At 43.9% G+C, this 17,935-nt stretch carries 12 protein-coding genes and 1 pseudogene; 3 read left to right on the top strand and 10 right to left on the bottom strand.

The genetic code is table 11. The features are described 5' to 3' along the window. Nucleotides 1–9: 9 nt before the first annotated feature. From D464_RS14170 to pflB, 5 genes and pseudogenes are all read right to left on the bottom strand, one after another. Nucleotides 10–75 (bottom strand): annotated as a pseudogene (locus D464_RS14170) (hypothetical protein); the annotation flags it as partial. Next, on the bottom strand, nt 53–448 hold the full coding sequence (locus tag D464_RS13890; protein WP_036908493.1) for a hypothetical protein: 396 nt from the start codon (nt 446–448) through the stop codon (nt 53–55). The pseudogene D464_RS14170 and the gene D464_RS13890, both read right to left, overlap by 23 nt. A 43-nt stretch (nt 449–491) precedes the next feature. Continuing rightward, entirely contained in the window at nt 492–788 is a 297-nt protein-coding gene (locus D464_RS13895; protein WP_244264085.1) for a COG3415 family protein, read from the bottom strand. Nucleotides 789–1,044: 256 nt separating this feature from the next. Beyond that, the gene (gene pflA, locus D464_RS0103315) at nt 1,045–1,827 is read right to left on the bottom strand and encodes a pyruvate formate-lyase-activating protein (protein WP_051076958.1); all 783 of its coding nucleotides are present in this window, start codon (nt 1,825–1,827) and stop codon (nt 1,045–1,047) included. Next, the gene (gene pflB, locus D464_RS0103320) at nt 1,814–4,060 is read right to left on the bottom strand and encodes a formate C-acetyltransferase (RefSeq protein WP_018910140.1); all 2,247 of its coding nucleotides are present in this window, start codon (nt 4,058–4,060) and stop codon (nt 1,814–1,816) included. The genes pflA and pflB overlap by 14 nt, the downstream gene beginning before the upstream one ends. A 272-nt stretch (nt 4,061–4,332) precedes the next feature. Between pflB and D464_RS14070 the strand changes: the two genes are divergently transcribed. Continuing rightward, nucleotides 4,333–4,461: a hypothetical protein gene (locus D464_RS14070; protein ID WP_279625387.1), complete on the top strand. Its 129-nt coding sequence runs from the start codon at nt 4,333–4,335 to the stop codon at nt 4,459–4,461. 316 nt (nt 4,462–4,777) lie between these two features. On the opposite strand, the gene D464_RS0103325 is transcribed toward D464_RS14070, so the two are convergent. From D464_RS0103325 to D464_RS0103335, 3 genes are read right to left on the bottom strand one after another with little or no spacing between them, the layout of a single operon-like run. After that, nucleotides 4,778–6,307 carry a peptide MFS transporter gene (locus tag D464_RS0103325; protein ID WP_018910141.1) on the bottom strand — a complete coding sequence of 510 codons (1,530 nt, stop codon included), beginning with the start codon at nt 6,305–6,307 and terminating at the stop codon, nt 4,778–4,780. Between the two features lie 23 nt (nt 6,308–6,330). Next, nucleotides 6,331–7,080, bottom strand: coding sequence for a porin family protein (locus D464_RS0103330; RefSeq protein WP_018910142.1), 750 nt, complete (start codon nt 7,078–7,080; stop codon nt 6,331–6,333). Nucleotides 7,081–7,106: 26 nt separating this feature from the next. Further along, a complete protein-coding gene (locus D464_RS0103335) occupies nt 7,107–8,456 on the bottom strand; it encodes a PBP1 and LysM peptidoglycan-binding domain-containing protein (RefSeq protein ID WP_081618079.1) in 1,350 nt (449 codons plus the stop codon). Nucleotides 8,457–8,741: 285 nt separating this feature from the next. On the opposite strand from D464_RS0103335, the gene D464_RS0103340 reads away from it, so the two are divergent. Beyond that, nucleotides 8,742–9,425 carry a T9SS type B sorting domain-containing protein gene (locus tag D464_RS0103340; RefSeq protein WP_026284621.1) on the top strand — a complete coding sequence of 228 codons (684 nt, stop codon included), beginning with the start codon at nt 8,742–8,744 and terminating at the stop codon, nt 9,423–9,425. A gap of 101 nt (nt 9,426–9,526) precedes the next feature. Beyond that, a complete protein-coding gene (uvrA, locus tag D464_RS0103345; protein WP_018910145.1) occupies nt 9,527–12,355 on the top strand; it encodes an excinuclease ABC subunit UvrA in 2,829 nt (942 codons plus the stop codon). 205 nt (nt 12,356–12,560) lie between these two features. Here the strand turns inward: uvrA and D464_RS0103350 are convergent, their stop codons facing one another. Next, nucleotides 12,561–14,174 carry a RagB/SusD family nutrient uptake outer membrane protein gene (locus D464_RS0103350; RefSeq protein ID WP_024985946.1) on the bottom strand — a complete coding sequence of 538 codons (1,614 nt, stop codon included), beginning with the start codon at nt 14,172–14,174 and terminating at the stop codon, nt 12,561–12,563. A 22-nt stretch (nt 14,175–14,196) separates the two neighbouring features. Beyond that, nucleotides 14,197–17,331 carry a SusC/RagA family TonB-linked outer membrane protein gene (locus tag D464_RS0103355; protein ID WP_018910147.1) on the bottom strand — a complete coding sequence of 1,045 codons (3,135 nt, stop codon included), beginning with the start codon at nt 17,329–17,331 and terminating at the stop codon, nt 14,197–14,199. Between the last annotated feature and the right edge of the window lie 604 nt (nt 17,332–17,935).

The raw sequence follows: 17,935 nt of genomic DNA on the forward strand, positions 1-17,935 counted from the left end.
AAGGACTACAAAGATCCTTCTGCTGATACGGAGCGACATACGGTCAAGAAAGTCAGCGACCTTGTCTGCGGTCATGTTCTCTGTCGTAGTGAAATCCCTCATATCTGTTCCTGCGGTCTATCATGCCGAATATATTGAGCCGGAGACCTCTTTCACAGGGGATGTAGACATCTTCACTGCGGAACTGCCATCCGTATGGCACATATCCATCCATACAGATATGACTCTCATCACCATAGTAAAGGTCTATAAGACCGTCCTTTTCCTGTTGTACGAGTTCCTGCAGCTTCTCTCTATTGTAAGCATAGAGCTGCGGCGAGGGGCTCCCCTTGGAACGTTTCCTTATACGTCTATATCTTGCACCAATGCGGATAAAAAAGCCCGGAAGGTACTTTCCGCTCGCTTTCTTGCCGGAAGCCTGCTGCCAGGCTTCTTTCGCTTTCTTCATGCTCTGCCTGTCATTCTCGATGGTCCTGCGTACCAATTCCTCGTCAGAACTGTCTATTATATCGGTTTCCGACCTCGCCCGAGACGTGTATCCAGCCCTTGACACCTTCACACTCGACCCGTTTCACCCATGAGTTGACTGATATGTGTGTCATTTCTGTTTGAATACCGACTTCTTTTGATGTTAGACCATTGGATTTCAACAGTATGGCACGACAACGCATACGGAAGGAATGGCTCTTACCAAGCCGGAAGCTCTCCTCCAACTGAAGACGCTCTTTGTCTGTCAGTTCTATAATCTTGATCTTTCCGATAGTTGTACTTCTTTTATATGTCCGCACAAAGGTACGAAAAAAGTATGATATAAACTATTTTTCAACATCTACTTACCATCTTCAGATTATTTAGTCGCAGATTTAATAGTAGAACTTTCGGTGCAGATATCGTATTTTGTCTTTTACAAAGCAACTATCTGCGTCCTTTTTTAGTATTAATCAGCGAAATCCTTCTTTAGTATATTATGATTGTGAATAGGAAATAGGGGGTGTCTTGAAGAATTGGTACTGGGCTCGTCTACTCTTGAAAAATTTTATTCGATTACTTCATTAATATCTCCTGTGCATGAAGCACACTTTTCTTCGTAGGTGGTTTAACGTCAGAAAGTGAATAGGGAATCTCTAATTGCTCCCATTTGTAAACGCCTAAGTCGTGATAGGGGAGGACTTCTATGCGTTCTATATTATCTAATGTACCAATAAAAGCACGTAACTTGTATAGGGATTCATCGTCATCATTAATCCCAGGAACCAACACATATCTTATCCAAACAGGCTTTTTGATGTCGGAAAGATAACGTGCACAATCAAGTATATGCTCATTCTCCCAACCCGTAAGCTGCTTATGCGCCTGGTTATCAATGTGCTTTATATCCAATAATACTAAATCGGTGTATTGCATCAACGCTTCAAAAGCTACAAAAAAATTGCCCTTTCGAGTAAAAGGTTGTGCCGAAGTGTCGAGGCAAGTGTTAACCCCTATGCCTTTAGCCTTACGGAAGAGCTCTGTCAATGGACGTATTTGCAACAACGCTTCTCCACCACTCACGGTGATTCCGCCCTTCTCTCCCCAGTAAGTGCGATAGCGTAATGCTTGCGAAAGAACGTCATCAACAGGGCGGAGGTTGCCCCCCGCTCTGTCCCAAGTATCCGGATTGTGACAATACTGGCACCGCATTGAGCACCCTTTCAGAAAGATAACAAAGCGAATACCAGGTCCGTCAACCGATCCAAACGATTCAACCGAGTGCACTCGGAGCATCGTTTCGGGCGTTGTTAATTGTGAACTGTCTGTCTGCAATTTATTTACTTTACATTGAACCATGTGCACGACGTGCGATAACATCCAATTGCTGCTCACGAGTAAGGTCGATGAACTTCACCGCATAACCGCTTACACGAATGGTGAAGTTGGCATATTCCTCCTTCTCTGGGTGCTCCATACAATCGATTAGTTTGTCAACACCAAATACATTGACATTCAAGTGATGTGCACCACGACTGAAATAGCCGTCCATCACACCCACAAGTGTGCTGAAACGTTCCTCATCGTTATGCCCAAGAGCATCTGGACTGATGGTCTGAGTGTTAGATATTCCGTCCAAAGCGTACTCGTATGGGAGCTTAGCCGTTGAGTTTAACGATGCCAACAAACCATTTTGTTCAGCACCATAAGATGGGTTAGCACCTGGAGCCAATGGTGCACCAGCAGGACGACCATCAGGCATATTACCCGTAAACTTACCATATACGACGTTAGAAGTGATGGTAAGAATACTTGTTGTAGGCTCAGAGTTACGGTAGGTGTGATGCTTACGAATCATGTTCATGAAGGTTTTTAACAACCAAACAGCAATATCATCAGCACGGTCGTCGTCGTTTCCATAGCGTGGGAAGTCACCCTCTGTCTTAAACTCAATTGGGAATCCCGTCTCATCGCGAATGATGTTTACTTTGGCATACTTGATAGCTGAAATAGAGTCGACCACATGGCTGAAACCAGCAATACCCGTAGCAAAAGTGCGACGCACATCTGTATCGATAAGCGCTAACTCTGCTGCTTCGTAGAAATACTTATCGTGCATGTAATGAATGAGATTCAGTGTGTTTACATAGATTCCCGAAAGCCATTCCATCATATCCATGAAGCGTGGCATAAACTCTTCGTAGGTTACCACATCGCCTTCAATAGGGCGATAAGCTGGACCACATTGCTCACGTGTCTTGCTATCTACACCGCCACTAATAGCATAGGTGAGGCACTTCGCAAGGTTAGCACGTGCACCAAAGAACTGCATCTCCTTACCTGTCTGTGTAGCTGATACGCAACAGCAGATAGAATAATCATCTCCCCATATAGGGCGCATCACGTCATCATTCTCGTATTGGATAGAACTTGTTGAGATGGATATCTTTGCTGCATAATCCTTGAAAGGCTTTGGCAAACGTGAACTATATAATACGGTGAGGTTAGGTTCTGGTGATGGACCCATATTCTCAAGTGTGTGCAAGAAGCGAAAATCGTTCTTCGTTACCATTGAACGACCATCCATTCCTAATCCTGCAACCTCCAACGTAGCCCACACTGGATCGCCAGAGAACAATTGGTTATATGATGGAATACGAGCAAACTTAACCATGCGGAACTTCATAACTATGTGGTCGATAAGTTCCTGTGCCTCAACCTCTGTTAGTGTTCCTTCCTGCAAATCGCGCTGAATATAGATATCTAAGAAGGTAGAAATACGCCCCACTGACATTGCAGCACCATTTTGTGTCTTAATAGCTGCAAGATAACCAAAGTATAACCACTGCACAGCTTCATGTGCATTGCTTGCTGGTTCAGAGATGTCATAACCATAGATAGCTGCCATTTCTTTCATTTCCTTCAATGCCTTAATCTGCATAGAGATCTCTTCACGAAGGCGAATCACCTCTTCGGTCATTGTGCCATCGCCACAATTGCGTAGGTCTTTTACCTTTTCATTGATGAGGAAGTCGATACCATACAATGCCACACGACGATAGTCTCCAACGATACGACCACGCCCATAAGTATCAGGAAGTCCTGTAAGAATATGATTGTGTCTGACGAGCTTCATCTCATCAGTGTAAGCATCAAAGACGCCATCGTTATGTGTCTTGCAGTATTTTGTGAAAATTTCGTGTAGTTTCTCTGATGGTTCATAGCCATAAGTAGTGCAGGCTTGTTCGGCCATCTTTATACCACCATAAGGCATAAAGGCACGTTTAAGCGGCTTATCAGTCTGTAAACCCACGACCTTTTCCAAATCTTTAGTCCCTTCGCCAATATATCCAGGACCGTATGCGGTCATACTAGAAACGACTTCTGTCTCCATATCCAATACGCCCCCTTTAGCACGCTCTTGCTTTTGAAGGTCTTTGAGCATGCCCCAAAGTTTATTAGTAGCCTCGGTTGGTTTCTCAAGGAAAGAAGCATCACCATCATAACGAGTGTAATTGTCTTGTATAAACTGACGCATATTGACCTCATCAAGCCACTTTGTACCAGTAAATCCTCTCCATGCTTTTTTCATAATTGTCTGTTTTGTTATTATGTAAAACGTTTAGTGAATTAGTTTGTAAATGTTCATAATGACAAAGCATTACTAAATTACGGGGTCAAAGTTAGGTAAAAAAAGCGTAATACAAAGTCTTCGGATATGTTTATATCTATAAAATACATATAAGTAGGTATGGTTATTCAGAACCTAAGGGGGATTGTAAGAATAGGGTGTCTGCCGTTGTTTGTTGCCATTTACTAACTTACCCATGTAGCCTAGTATAAATTAATTCTTACGACCTACTTATGCTATTTAAGTTTTACTGGACAGCAATAATCAACAAACAAAGAGGGCGTTTCTTCAATATGAAGAAACGCCCTCTTCGCATCAAGGAAACGCCTCCGTTGATGACAGAAGAGCCCTTCTTTGATTAATGATAGTGCTATAAAGTAGGGACAGATGCCCTCGTCTGCCCGCCTAAATGGGGTGTTTGGGGCGAATGGAATATGTTATTAGAACAATATATCCTTATGTTTGCTGTCTGAAAAAATCATCTTGTATCGGACAGACGAGGGCTTCTGTCCCTACTTAAGGAGCCTCACCCCCACCCCCTCTCCGAATGGAGAGGGGAGTAGATAGTATTGTTTTCCACAGAACAAACAACTCGTTAACTTGTCAACCTGTCCACTCGTCAACTCGAAGTAATCATAATTTTGAATTATGAACTTTGAATTTTGAATTAAAGAAAGCCTATGCCACTTTCTCCAAACGCTTCATCATCAAGAACATGAAGGCTGCGGAAACGAGGCAGAGAACGATGAATACTGACCAAACAATGGTGAGTGACAAGCCGCCCCAGAGGTATCCTCCAACGCTGACAAGGAGGTTTCCGATTGCTGTGGCTACAAACCATCCGCCCATCATTGCGCCCTTGTACTTTGGAGGAGCTACCTTACTAACGAAGCTGATACCCATCGGACTGAGCAATAACTCACCAAAGGTGAGGACGAGGTAAGTACCAATTAGCCAGTTGGCTGACGCAAATGGGGTTGCTCCACCTGCTGCCTTTGCTGCTGCCTGTTCGTTAGGTGTGAGCAAACCTTGCGATGCCATGACCATAAGGAAGTAGGCGCAACCTGCAACAATCATACCGTATGCAATCTTACGAGGTGCTGAAGGCTCCTTACCTTTGGCTGCCAACGAACTGAAGATAGCCATACTTACTGGTGTGAGGGCTACTACATAGAATGGATTGAACTGCTGGAAAATAGGTGCACTAACCTCTACTGAGCCAGAAAGATCTCTGTATTTCGACATTAAAACTAATACTGCTACGAGGAAGACAACGCCTGAGATTGCCTTTGCCTTTGCTGTTTTGCTCTGGAAGAAGGTCATACCACTATACACCATAAGCACAATCATGACTAGATTGACTACATCAAATGCCATGCTCTGAACGCCTGTTGAAACAGGACTTACAAACTCATTAGCAAAGTAAGTAAGCGTCAGACCATTCTGATGGAACGCCATCCAGAAGAAGATAACGACTGCAAAAACAAGACAGAGAGCCACAATGCGCTCCTTTGTTTGCTGTGGAGTGAGTTCTTCTTCAGCAACAGTTGTTTCCTTCTTCTCAGTCTTTCCGTTGCCACCCTCAACGTGTTTGAACATACGACGGCACCCATAATAGATTGCCATAGACACGATTAATGATACGCAAGCTACTGCAAATGAGAAGTGGTAAGCGTCATTGCTACTGCAATGGAGCGTTGACTCAGCCCAAGACTGAATCTTTACGGCAGCCGTTGGAGCAAAGAGCGCACCAATATTGATTGCCATGTAGAAGATTGAGAACGCTGAATCGCGCTTGCCAGCAAGCTCTGGTGTGTCATAGAGATTACCCACCATAACCTGCAGATTACCCTTAAATAGACCCGTTCCAAAGCTGATCAGCAACAGAGCTGCTAGCATAGCAACGAACGCAACAGAGCCTCCGCCCAATGGAATAGACAGGAAGAGATAACCGACAAACATAATCGCAATACCAATGGTTACCATCTTCCCGTACCCGAACTTATCGGCCATGACGCCTCCAATAAGCGGTAGGAAGTAGACGAGACCAAGGAAGATACTATAGATTAGACCCGCTGTCCCGGCCTCTAATCCGAAGTTTGCTCTCAAGAATAAAGCGAATACTGCCAACATTGTGTAGTATCCGAACCGCTCGCCAGTATTGGCTAATGCCAAGGCATAAAGCGCTTTTGGTTGGTTTTCAAACATAATGATAAAAATCTAGGTTAATATTACTTTGTTCGTTTGATATCGAATAGGTAAGTCGCTTTTACTACTATGTTGCCAAAGTTCGACTTGCCGAAATAATCTTTCTTAGAGCTTCCGTAGATGTTTCCTAATCCATAGTAATAACGTCCTTCAAGTAGGAAATGCCCCACATGACGGCTGCTCCATTCCATTCCCAAGCCCGCTGCTATACCATAATCGAACTTTTTCTCCACAGGTTTCGACTCTTGTGCGACGGTGACGTTACTACGTCCTGTGCCGTCAGTAGCAAGGTTTGGAGTGGTATAATTCATGTTGGTTGACTCGTTCAGATAGATTCCTATCTGTGGACCAGCTTGTACGAAGAAGTTGAAACCACGCTGCTCTTTGCCCCAAGCAAGGTGTGCAAAGACTGGAATTTGTATGTAGTTAATTGTTCGAGAGTACTTCTCCGCTTGTCCGTTGGCGTTGATAACAGGTTGATCAGTGCTTGTTTGTATCTTTTCCTGCCATCCGATAGAAGCGTAATTGACCTCTCCATAGATGGAACAGATGGTATTGAAATACTTTTCACATACGTATCTAACACTCAAACCACCTGTTATTCCTCCATGAAGAGACTGTGAAACTTTTGGACTGAAGCCCACATTAGAAAGGGCATAACCGCCATTAACACCAATGGAAAGGTCGTCACGATGTTCTCCCACTTGTGCTGCAACACGCATCGGAAGCACAAGTAAGAGCAAAAGGAATATGCTTAATGTCTTATTTCTCATATTATAAGCAGCTGTACCAACGATGGTTAATAAACGAGATTCTCCATCTTCTGGTCAGTAGTAAAGTGTATCAACTGGAAGTTGTTATTGATATATCCTCCCTGCCCTACACGTTCGAAGTTATAACGAGTTTGTAGTGGGCGATACTTCACTTCGCTATATACACCCTTGAACTCCTTTCCCTGTGCTTTAATTCCACGTACAAAGAATTGCGCCTGATCGTAACCTGTGAGTGCCAAACGGGGTATGTATTGCTTAGCCATTGGCTCGCCGTACTGTTCATTATACTTAGCTTCGAGCGACTTCGTCTTCTCTGACATCTTATTATAATAATAGGTGGAAGGAATGTAAGTGTTATATTTGAAGAAGAAGTCCAAGTCGTAATCTTGATAAACGAACCATTGATTATAGCCAAAGAGGGCTATTGCAATACCTGGATTAGTCTTCTTGAGTTGTGCCAGTTTAGTAAACACTTCGTTTAACTGCGGACTCTTCTCCGAGTTAAGGACAACTACATTAGGGCGAGTCTTATCGAAGTGCTTTGCAAAGTCGGCTGCGGAAGACTTCAGACTAGTAAGGTCATACTTAATCTTCAGTATGTTTAACTGCTTACGCAACAATGAGGTGAAGTTGCCCACTTGGCTGTTTGCATCGTTGCAATTAATGAATACAGGGTGATGAGACTTCTGGAAACGCTCTAAGAAAGACGCAATAGCCTTGCTATTCAAGCTCTCATCGGTTTGATACACTTGATAGATATTAGGGTTATTTTCTACTTCGTTGCCTGTTATAGAGAATGGGATAACGAGCTTTGTGCCATGTGCTCGACAGAAATCAGCCAATGGCTTCACCTGATCAGAGTAGAGTGGGCCAAAGATGAGGTCAAGTTTTGAGGCATTAGGGTCTAATAAAGTAGTACGAATGTCAGCGTCCTTTGGAACATTCCAAGCATGTACGTCGGTTGTAATCCCTTCACTCTTCATCTCGTTGAGGGCTAACAGCACGCCGCGATAAAACTCTATCATGCGTTTGCCATCACCATCTTGATTATGGAGAGGGAGCATGATTCCAACATGAATAGCATTCTCTTGTTTTGCGAGAGCAGCCGCATTTGCGCCTTTCTTCTTAGCCTCTTTATCGGCTTTGGAAGGCTTTACAGTCTTGCCCATAATCGACCCATCAGGACGGATATCACCATCTTTTGCAAACGGAACAAGGATGAGTTCACCCTTTTTCAACTCATATCCTGCGGTCTTCATAATCGGATTGGAGTCTATCAACTGTTGGATAGTTACACCGTACTCTTTGGCTATTCCGAATATAGTCTCCTTACGTTTCACTTGATGTTGATCACGCCATACAACATTCTGAGCCATCACACTACAACTAATCATTATGGTGAATAGCAACAAGAGATATCTTAAACTGTTTTTTATGCACATGTCTTTTGAGATTACAAACTGTTACTTATATGCAAATACATGTGCAAATATACAAAAGAAATCTGTAATCAACAGGTGTAGATAGCAAAAAAACGTAAAATAGATAATGGCTTCTTGTATATCAACCATCGCTTTTCTGTTTTGCTTGTAGGTGTGAGAAAAAATGCTTATATTTGCACGATTATCCTTTTGGAGACGTTGAATTGTAAGGTAAAAGAGATGGGAGATAAATATACAAGATTCTTATTACTGGTTTTGTCAATGCTTGTCACGGTCTATACAAAGGCACAGGATTGCCAGCCAACAGGCTCTTATAACGATGAGAATGGCGAAGTCATGACGATAAATGCAGGTGATAATTATACAGGATCGGCACCTTTAACGATGAAACTGAAGGCTAATGCGCCTACAACGAATGACCCTGCAACGCATTATGAATGGCATTTCTTTGCACAAACAAGCCCTCGTGAGGCTTTTCTGATACGTTATGAAGAAGACACAGAATACACTTTCACGAAGGCAGGTAATACACAGATTGTGCTTTACGAGATACTCAATGGAGACACAACTCGTTATAATCCTATAAGCGTATCTATTAGTGAAAGCAGCTTGCAAATGCCTAATGTTTTCACTCCAAATGGCGATGGAATCAATGATATCTATCGAGCGAAAACAGGCTACAAGAGTATCATTGAGTTCAAAGCAGTTATATTCAATCGATGGGGACAGAAGCTCTATGAGTGGACAGACCCTGCTGGTGGATGGGATGGAAAGTATAAAGGTAAGGATGTAGCTGAGGGCACTTACTTTGTGAATGTGACGGCAAAAGGAGCTGACGGAAGGCGTTTTAATATTCGGCGCGACGTCAATCTGCTAAGGGGATACAACCAATTAACACCCTAAACACACCACTCCTCATTCATAAATCATCATTAGGATAATTCCTAACTCATCACCCCTCATTCCTAACTCACCATTATATATTTTATAAGCAACACACAGATATGAACGAAAAGATAGAAGTCTTCGGTGCAAGAGTACACAACTTGAAGAACATAGACATAACTATTCCACGCAACTCACTCACTGTCTTCACTGGACTATCGGGTTCGGGAAAGAGTTCTCTAGCCTTTGATACCATCTTCGCAGAGGGTCAACGAAGATACATAGAGACCTTCTCCGCCTATGCTCGCAACTTCCTCGGTAATATGGAGCGCCCAGATGTGGACAAGATAACGGGACTCTCGCCTGTAATCTCTATCGAACAGAAGACGACGAATAAGAATCCTCGCTCCACAGTGGGCACAACTACGGAGATATATGACTATCTTCGCTTGCTTTACGCACGTGCTGGCGAGGCCTTCTCATATATGAGTGGGGAGAAGATGGTGAAGTACACTGAGGAGAAGGTAGTCGATATGATCATGGCAGACTATCGTGAACGTAAGATCTACATATTGGCTCCTTTGGTTCGAAACCGTAAGGGTCACTATCGCGAACTATTTGAACAAATGCGACGAAAGGGCTATCTTTACATCCGTATAGATGGTGAAATTGAGGAACTCACACGCGGTATGAAGGTGGATAGATACAAGAACCATAACATCGAAGTGGTCATTGATAAGATGAAACTCAGCGACACGGAAGATACCACCCAACGTGAACGTCTATCGAAAACTATCGCTACTGCGATGAAACAAGGCGATGGTTTAATTATGATACTGGATAATGAGACCAATGCAGCAAATTACTTCTCTAAACGTCTCATGGACCCTGTTACGGGTATTGCATATAAAGATCCTGCCCCCAACATCTTCTCTTTCAATTCCCCAGAAGGAGCTTGTCCGCATTGCAAAGGATTAGGTGTAATTGATGAAATCGACCTAAAGAAAGTGATTCCTGATGACGCTTTGAATATCTATGAAGGGGCTATTGTACCATTAGGGAAGTATAAGAATCAGATGATATTCTGGCAGATTGAAGCCCTGTTGAAGAAGTATGATTGTACCTTAAAAACACCCGTTAAAGACATTCCCAAGGAGTGCATGGATGAGATTCTATATGGTTCTTTGGAGAAACTAAAGATTGCCAAGGAACTTGTTCACACCTCTTCGGATTACTTCATATCCTTTGATGGCATCATCAAATACCTCCGCACGATCATGGAAAGTGATGATTCGGCTGCCGGGAAGAAGTGGGCTGACCAGTTCATAGCCGAGGTTACTTGCCCAGAATGCCATGGGCAGCGCCTCAATCGGGAGGCTTTATCCTATAAGATATGGGATAAGAACATCGCTGAACTTGCCAACATGGATATCAGCGAACTGAAGGATTGGATTGATCATGTCGAGGAACACATGACGGAAAAACAGCGAGTTATAGCCACAGAGATCGTGAAGGAGATACGCAAACGCATTAACTTTCTATTGGAAGTGGGACTTGATTACTTGGCTCTCAATAGACAAAGTGCAACGCTATCAGGCGGTGAAAGCCAACGTATCAGACTAGCCACTCAGATTGGATCGCAGCTTGTCAACGTGCTTTATATCCTCGATGAACCTTCGATCGGACTGCATCAACGTGACAACGAGCGACTTATCAATTCCCTAAAAGAGCTGCGCGACATGGGTAACACGGTGATTGTTGTGGAACATGATGAGGATATGATGCGTGCTGCCGATTGGATTGTTGACATCGGTCCAAAGGCTGGAAGAAAAGGAGGAGAGGTCGTCTTCCAAGGGAAACCGGCAGATATGCTCAAGAAGCACACGCTCACGGCACAATATCTCAATGGTGAACGTAAGATAGAGATACCCACTGAAAGACGCAAAGGAAATGGGAAGTCTATCAAGTTGATAGGCTGCACTGGCAATAATCTAAAGGGTGTTGACGTAACCTTCCCACTAGGTGAATTGATTGTTGTAACAGGTGTTTCGGGCTCTGGAAAGAGTACACTTATCAACGAGACATTGCAACCTATCCTCTCACAACACTTCTATCGCTCATTGAAACGACCCATGCCTTACAAGAAGATAGAGGGTATTGACAATATAGATAAGGTGGTGAATGTGGACCAAAGTCCTATCGGGCGCACCCCACGCAGCAACCCCGCAACCTATACGGGGGTATTCTCTGACATCCGACAGTTGTTTGTCAACCTCCCAGAAGCTAAGATCCGAGGCTACAAACCAGGGCGTTTTTCCTTCAACGTAAGGGGTGGGCGATGTGAAGCATGTGGTGGTAATGGATACAAGACTATCGAGATGAACTTCCTTCCGGATGTAATGGTTCCATGTGAGATATGCCATGGTAAGCGTTACAATCGGGAGACTCTTGAGGTGCGATTCAAGGGTAAGTCGATTGCAGATGTACTAGATATGACGGTCAACATGGCCGTGGAGTTCTTCGAGAATGTACCGCAGATTCTACCAAAGATAAAGGCTTTGCAGGACGTTGGATTGGGTTATATCAAACTCGGGCAAAGCTCAACAACGCTATCGGGAGGCGAGAGTCAGCGTGTCAAACTGGCTACGGAACTATCGAAGAGGGATACGGGTAAGACGCTATTCATCCTCGACGAACCAACTACGGGACTGCATTTTGAAGACATCCGCATCCTTATGGACGTCCTTGAGAAGCTAGTGGATCGTGGCAATACGGTACTCATCATTGAGCATAACCTCGATGTTATCAAGCTCGCCGACTACATCATTGACATGGGACCAGAGGGTGGTCGCAATGGTGGAAGGCTCCTTGCAGCAGGTCTACCAGAGGTAGTTGCCAAGAATAAAGAGAGTCACACAGCCCCTTTCTTAGCAAAGATTCTGAAATAACCTATCGTATTTTCCGGATTTAACTAATACTGTTAATGGCGCAAATTAGCACCACTGCCAAAGCTAAATACGACAATAAGCGTAACAGATTACCGCAATAAGCAAAGTAAACGAGCATCATTACCAGAACTAAAAAGTATAGGCATCGTTACGCATGATGCCTATACAAAATCTACTAACCGCCTTAATATGTAAGTAAATGATCTTACTTTGCGTAACCTGGGTTTTGTTCTAGTTTCGGATTATCCGATATATTCTTTTGAGGAATAGGCAGATAACGGTTGTATGGTTTGAATGTTCGATCCTCAATCTTACGTGTTCCATTCACTGTGGCACGCATGGTTGGATCAGTAACAGCATTGTTTACCGTACCAGTGATTCGAACCAATTCACCATTCAAAACGTTTTCTGCTAACATCTTCCCATCTTTCTTCCATCGCAAGATATCTGCACGACGAAGTCCTTCACCCGCAAACTCTGCTCCACGCTCACGATGAATGAGTTCACGAAGGGTCTCCTTTGTGTTATACTTAGACTGGTCTACGTCAGGCATTCCAGCACGATGTCTTACCATATTAATCTTTGCGTAGACAGCTGCCGATGGTCCGTTCAACTCGTTCTCAGCCTCAGCCCATGTCAAAAGTACCTCTGCATAACGGAAAACAATTGGGTTACATTCCGTATCCCACACGTCTGCATATTGGTCTTTCGGGTCTAAATACTTACGCCAAGTGAGTGCTGTCTTAGATGAGTTAGCGGCATTTGAAGGGTAATTAGGGTTCTTCTTGCCATTCAAGTTCTCATCCAGAGTATTGAAGACTCCGCCATCCCAGTCAGAACCGGGGAACAGAATCGTCATTGCCATACGTGGGTCACGACCATGGAAAGGATGTGCTGCATCATAACCGGAGCCTGCCTCATCAATCGTCAAGCCATTACTCATCTCATAGTTATCCACACACTTCTGGGTAGGAACTACTGACGACCAACCTCCATCACCATTGTTATACAACTGACCAATGGTACTTAATGGGTAAGTACCCGACTTATGCTGTACTGCAAGGATAATTTCATTTGAGTTTCGACCCGTTAACTTGAACAGATCTGCATAATTGCTTTCAAGCTGATATTGCCCTAAGTCAATGATAGCTTGCGCTGCCTCCTTGGCTTTCTGGTACTCGCCCCAATAGAGAGCAGCACGCATCTTGATAGCTAAAGCAGCTCCCTTAGCAATGTGACCACGTGAAGTTGGTGTAGCATTGATGTCCGCAATAGCCTCTTCCAAGTCTTTGAAGACATAGTCCTTCACCTCCTGTTCGGTATTACGAGGCACTTGCGCCTCCTTCGCACTCGTAAACTTCTTCACGATAGGAACGCCTCCATAAAGGAATCCCATACGGAAGTAACTATAAGCACGAATGGCTTTCACCTGTGCAATAAGGTCTTTCTTTATAGCTTCATCACTAATGTTGCACTTATCAATATTATCCAAAACGGTGTTGCAACGACCAATGATAACGAAGTTATAGAATGACCATCCGGGATCAGAAGGGGACAGAGAACCATTGCCAATGTTGGTGAATCCCTCCCAAGGGAAGTTGTTGTAAGCAAAGTCAGAACCTGCATCCCAATAGAGCAAAGCCGCTCCGCTTTCCCAACCATCATAGCATCCAACGATGAACTTCTCCGCATCTTGCCTTGTTTTCCATGTAGTGGAAGGGGACATCGCATCCTTTGGTAAGGTGCTTAGGAAGTCATTACAAGAAGACAACGTAAGGGCTGTCACTCCTGCTAATAGATATGTTTTTATATTTTTCATAACGTATATCTCGTATTTATGGTTAGAATGTTATGTTAACACCAAGTGAGTGAGAACGTAGCAAAGGATAGCTTGATCCGCGCTCACTGGTTACCTCTGGATCAATATTAAATGGTAGATGATCGAAGGTGAGGAGGTTTTCTCCAGCGTAGTAGATACGTATCTTCTCTACCTTGAGAGCCTTCAGAGCACTCTTAGGAAGCGTGTAACCCAACTGCAAAGTCTTAAGTCTTAGGTAAGAAGTGTTCCATAACCAGAAGGTAGACATGGCTCTTGTCATGTCGCTTGGACTATTACCTGTCTCAAAAACACGCGGTAGTTTCGCATTGTGGTTATCCTCTGTCCACGAGTCTTTCCATAGAGTAGAAGGATGGCTGGCATCACCTGAGAACTCTCCAAGAACCTCTCTATTATAGATGTGAGAGACTGATCCTACACCCTGCCAAACCATTGATAGGTCTATATTACGCCACGTTGCACCGATATTAAAGCTATAAGTAATGGCTGGGATATCCGTATGCTTCGTATAAACACGGTCTCTTGAATCAAGCTTACCATCCTTGTTTGTATCCTCATAGATCAAGTCGCCCGCCATGAACTTACGCCCGAAAGGATTGCCATACTTCGCTGTGTAGTCGTCAGCCTCTTGTTGCGAGTTAAAGAACTTACCGGTTGCCTTGTACATATAATAGCTATTGTATTGCTGCCCAACTGCCGTTCGGCGATAGCCATTCTTTTGCTGATCTTTACTGTCAGTTATGTATTCAACACCTTCACCGAGGTCCAGTATCTTGTTCTTATTATATGCGAAGTTAACGCCAGCATTGATAGTCCAGTCCTTGCCGAACTGTTTTGTATAAGCAAGAGAAAGCTCAACTCCTTCATTGCGAAGCGAACCGATATTATCCTTATAAGCACCGAGAGCAAACTCTGCAGGTGCTGATACATTCATGATGATACCTGTTGTCTTGCGGTTATAATAGTCGAATGAACCTGTTAAACCACCAAACAATGTGAAGTCAACACCGATCCCCCATGTTGTAGACTTCTCCCATGAGATGGTTTCAAGATGGTAACTTCCTTGGTAATAACCTGGTGTTAGCTGTCCACCAAACGGATAAGACGCATTCAAGTTGTAAGTATTCAACCATGGATAATAGTCGTTTAACGCATCCTGATTACCCAACTGTCCCCATGAAGCACGCACCTTCAAGTTGTTCAACCATGACTTCGTACTAACCATGAAAGGCTCTTCTGAAATGCGCCACGCTGCAGAGAATGAAGGGAAGAAACCCCAACGATGACCTTTGGCAAAGCGTGAAGAAGCATCCGAACGGAAGTTAGCTTCAAAGAGATAACGCCCTGCGAAGTCGTAATTAAAGCGTCCGAAGTAAGACACCATCGTCAGTTCACGAGTGTTACCTGCGTTCTGCTGTGTAGAAGCATCACCCGCATTCAAATCAGTGAGGTCGTTATTTGGGAAGTTCTTACGGTACATCCAGTCAGGAAGATACTTGAATCTCTCCGTGTGCCAACCCAACATTGCCTTGAAGTTATGCTTTTGGAACGACTTATCATAGTTCAAGAAAGCATCAAAGTTGGTACGGTGCCAATCGTAATGAGCAATCTCCAACTTGTTAGGCTCCGATGCCTTATTAGGGTTATACTGTATGAACTTCTGGAAATAAGAGTATCGTTGAGAATTATCAACATACGCTCCTTGAAGGGTCAACTTCAAGTCGTTGCAGATCTGATAATCAATTCCTAATACTCCCGTGAAGTTTCGGTTATTACGTTTCACCGTCATTCCCGACTCCAGCCAAGCAATTGGATTACCATCCGATACCGTTCCGTAGCTACCATCCTCATTCTTATAAGGAATCCAAGGAGCGATGATATTGAGTTGACGAATGATCTGATCACTACTTCCACCAGCGTATGCACTACTTGCATCACGATAGTTATTCTGGATGTAAGAGAGGTTCAGATGAGCTGTAACACGCTTTGAGAGCACCATGTCAAGGTTGGTTCGAGCATTGAACTGCTCACGTCCTGCATTGGGCAAGATACTACTTTGCTTGAGATAACCAGCCGAAGCCAAGTACTTCACATACTCATTACCACCCGTAACACTCACGTTATGGCGGTTTTGCCAAGCCGTCTTAAAAGCAAGGTCATACCAGTCTGTGTTCGGATAGTTGTACGGATCCGAACCATCACGGAACTTCTTAATGGCGTCCTCGCTGAATCGTGGAGCCTTCCCACTGCGTTCCAATGCTTTATTATAGTAGTAGGCAGCATCCGCCGAGTTCATCCTTTCCATCAGAGCAGTTGCTTTCTGCATACCGAAGTAGCCAGAGTAAGTAACCTTCGGAGCACCATGTTGTCCACGTTTGGTCGTCACAAGGATAACACCATTCGATGCTTTTGAACCATAGATGGCTGCCGAAGAGGCATCTTTAAGTACAGAGATACTCGCAATATCATCTGGATCAAGCGAGTTCAAAGTACCAGCTTCTACTCCATCAATGAGGATGTAAGGTGTAGCAGAGTTCAGTGTTCCCACACCACGCACAAGGATTGTTCCATTGTCAAGCCCCGGTGCACCATCAGAACCCGTTACGGTGATACCCGGCAAGAGCCCTTGCAGACCAGAAGAGACATTAGGGATCGGTCGGTTCTCAAGTGTCTTACCATCAAGCTGAGCAACAGAACCGGAGAGGTTAGCCTTCTTCTGCGTACCATAACCTACTACCACAACCTCGTTCAAGGCTTGGTTATCGTCCTGCAAGGTCACAGTGTAGTTGCTAACTCCACTTCGGATCGTGACGTGCTGGGTAGCATATCCCACGTAACTGATCTTTAGTTCCGTGCCAGGAGGTACCGATGCAGAGAAGTGACCATCCATATCGGTAACAGCAACGGGGGTACCGTTGACCAATACGGAAGCACCAATGATAGGTGACCCACTTGCGTCTTTCACAACACCAGTGATACTTTGCTTCTGCTGTTGCACGCTTGTATTACCATTAACAGCTGCAGAAACGGTTGAAGGTGAGTATGTCATCAAACCAACAACGAATGAGAGAGCAACACTACCAGCTGTCAGTGTAGAGTGCTTCTTACGCCTTTTATCAATTTTCATAAAATTAGACATAATTATTCATGATTTAGGTTTCGTGCACAAATATAGGTCTTTTCTTTCATTCCTGCAATACTTTTGTAGAATTATTTTTCGATTAGAAGGAATAAAGAAGACTATTAGGTCTAATTCAAAATTCAAAGTTCACAATTCAAAATGATGATTACTTCGAGTGGATGAGTGGATAAGTTGACGGGTAAACAAGTTATTTGTTCAGTTGTATATAGTACCCAGAAGTAGAACAGATGTTCAGCCTGATCCTACTTTGTGGTACTTTCTTCATTATAACGGGGGCGTTTCCTTGCCATGAAGAAAGCCTCTCTTTGATACAAAGAAAGCCTCTCTTTGATACAAAGGAACGCCCTCCTTAGATGGAAAAGATACAAACCAGTAGGGACAGATGCCTTCGTCTGTCCGATAAACAGATGTCTGCTTGTTAACTAATCGGGGTAAATGGGCGGACAGACGAGGGCGTCTGTCCCTACTTTGTGGTACCTTTCCCAAAAGAATTAATAACTTGTTTACTTGTCCACTCGTATATTCGTCCACTCTACCTAACCACAATTTTGAATTGTGAACTTTGAATTGTGAATTATAAGCAGAGCCTTCTGTCCCTACT

The organism is Prevotella veroralis DSM 19559 = JCM 6290 (genome assembly GCF_000377625.1).
GTDB classification, from domain to species: domain Bacteria; phylum Bacteroidota; class Bacteroidia; order Bacteroidales; family Bacteroidaceae; genus Prevotella; species Prevotella veroralis.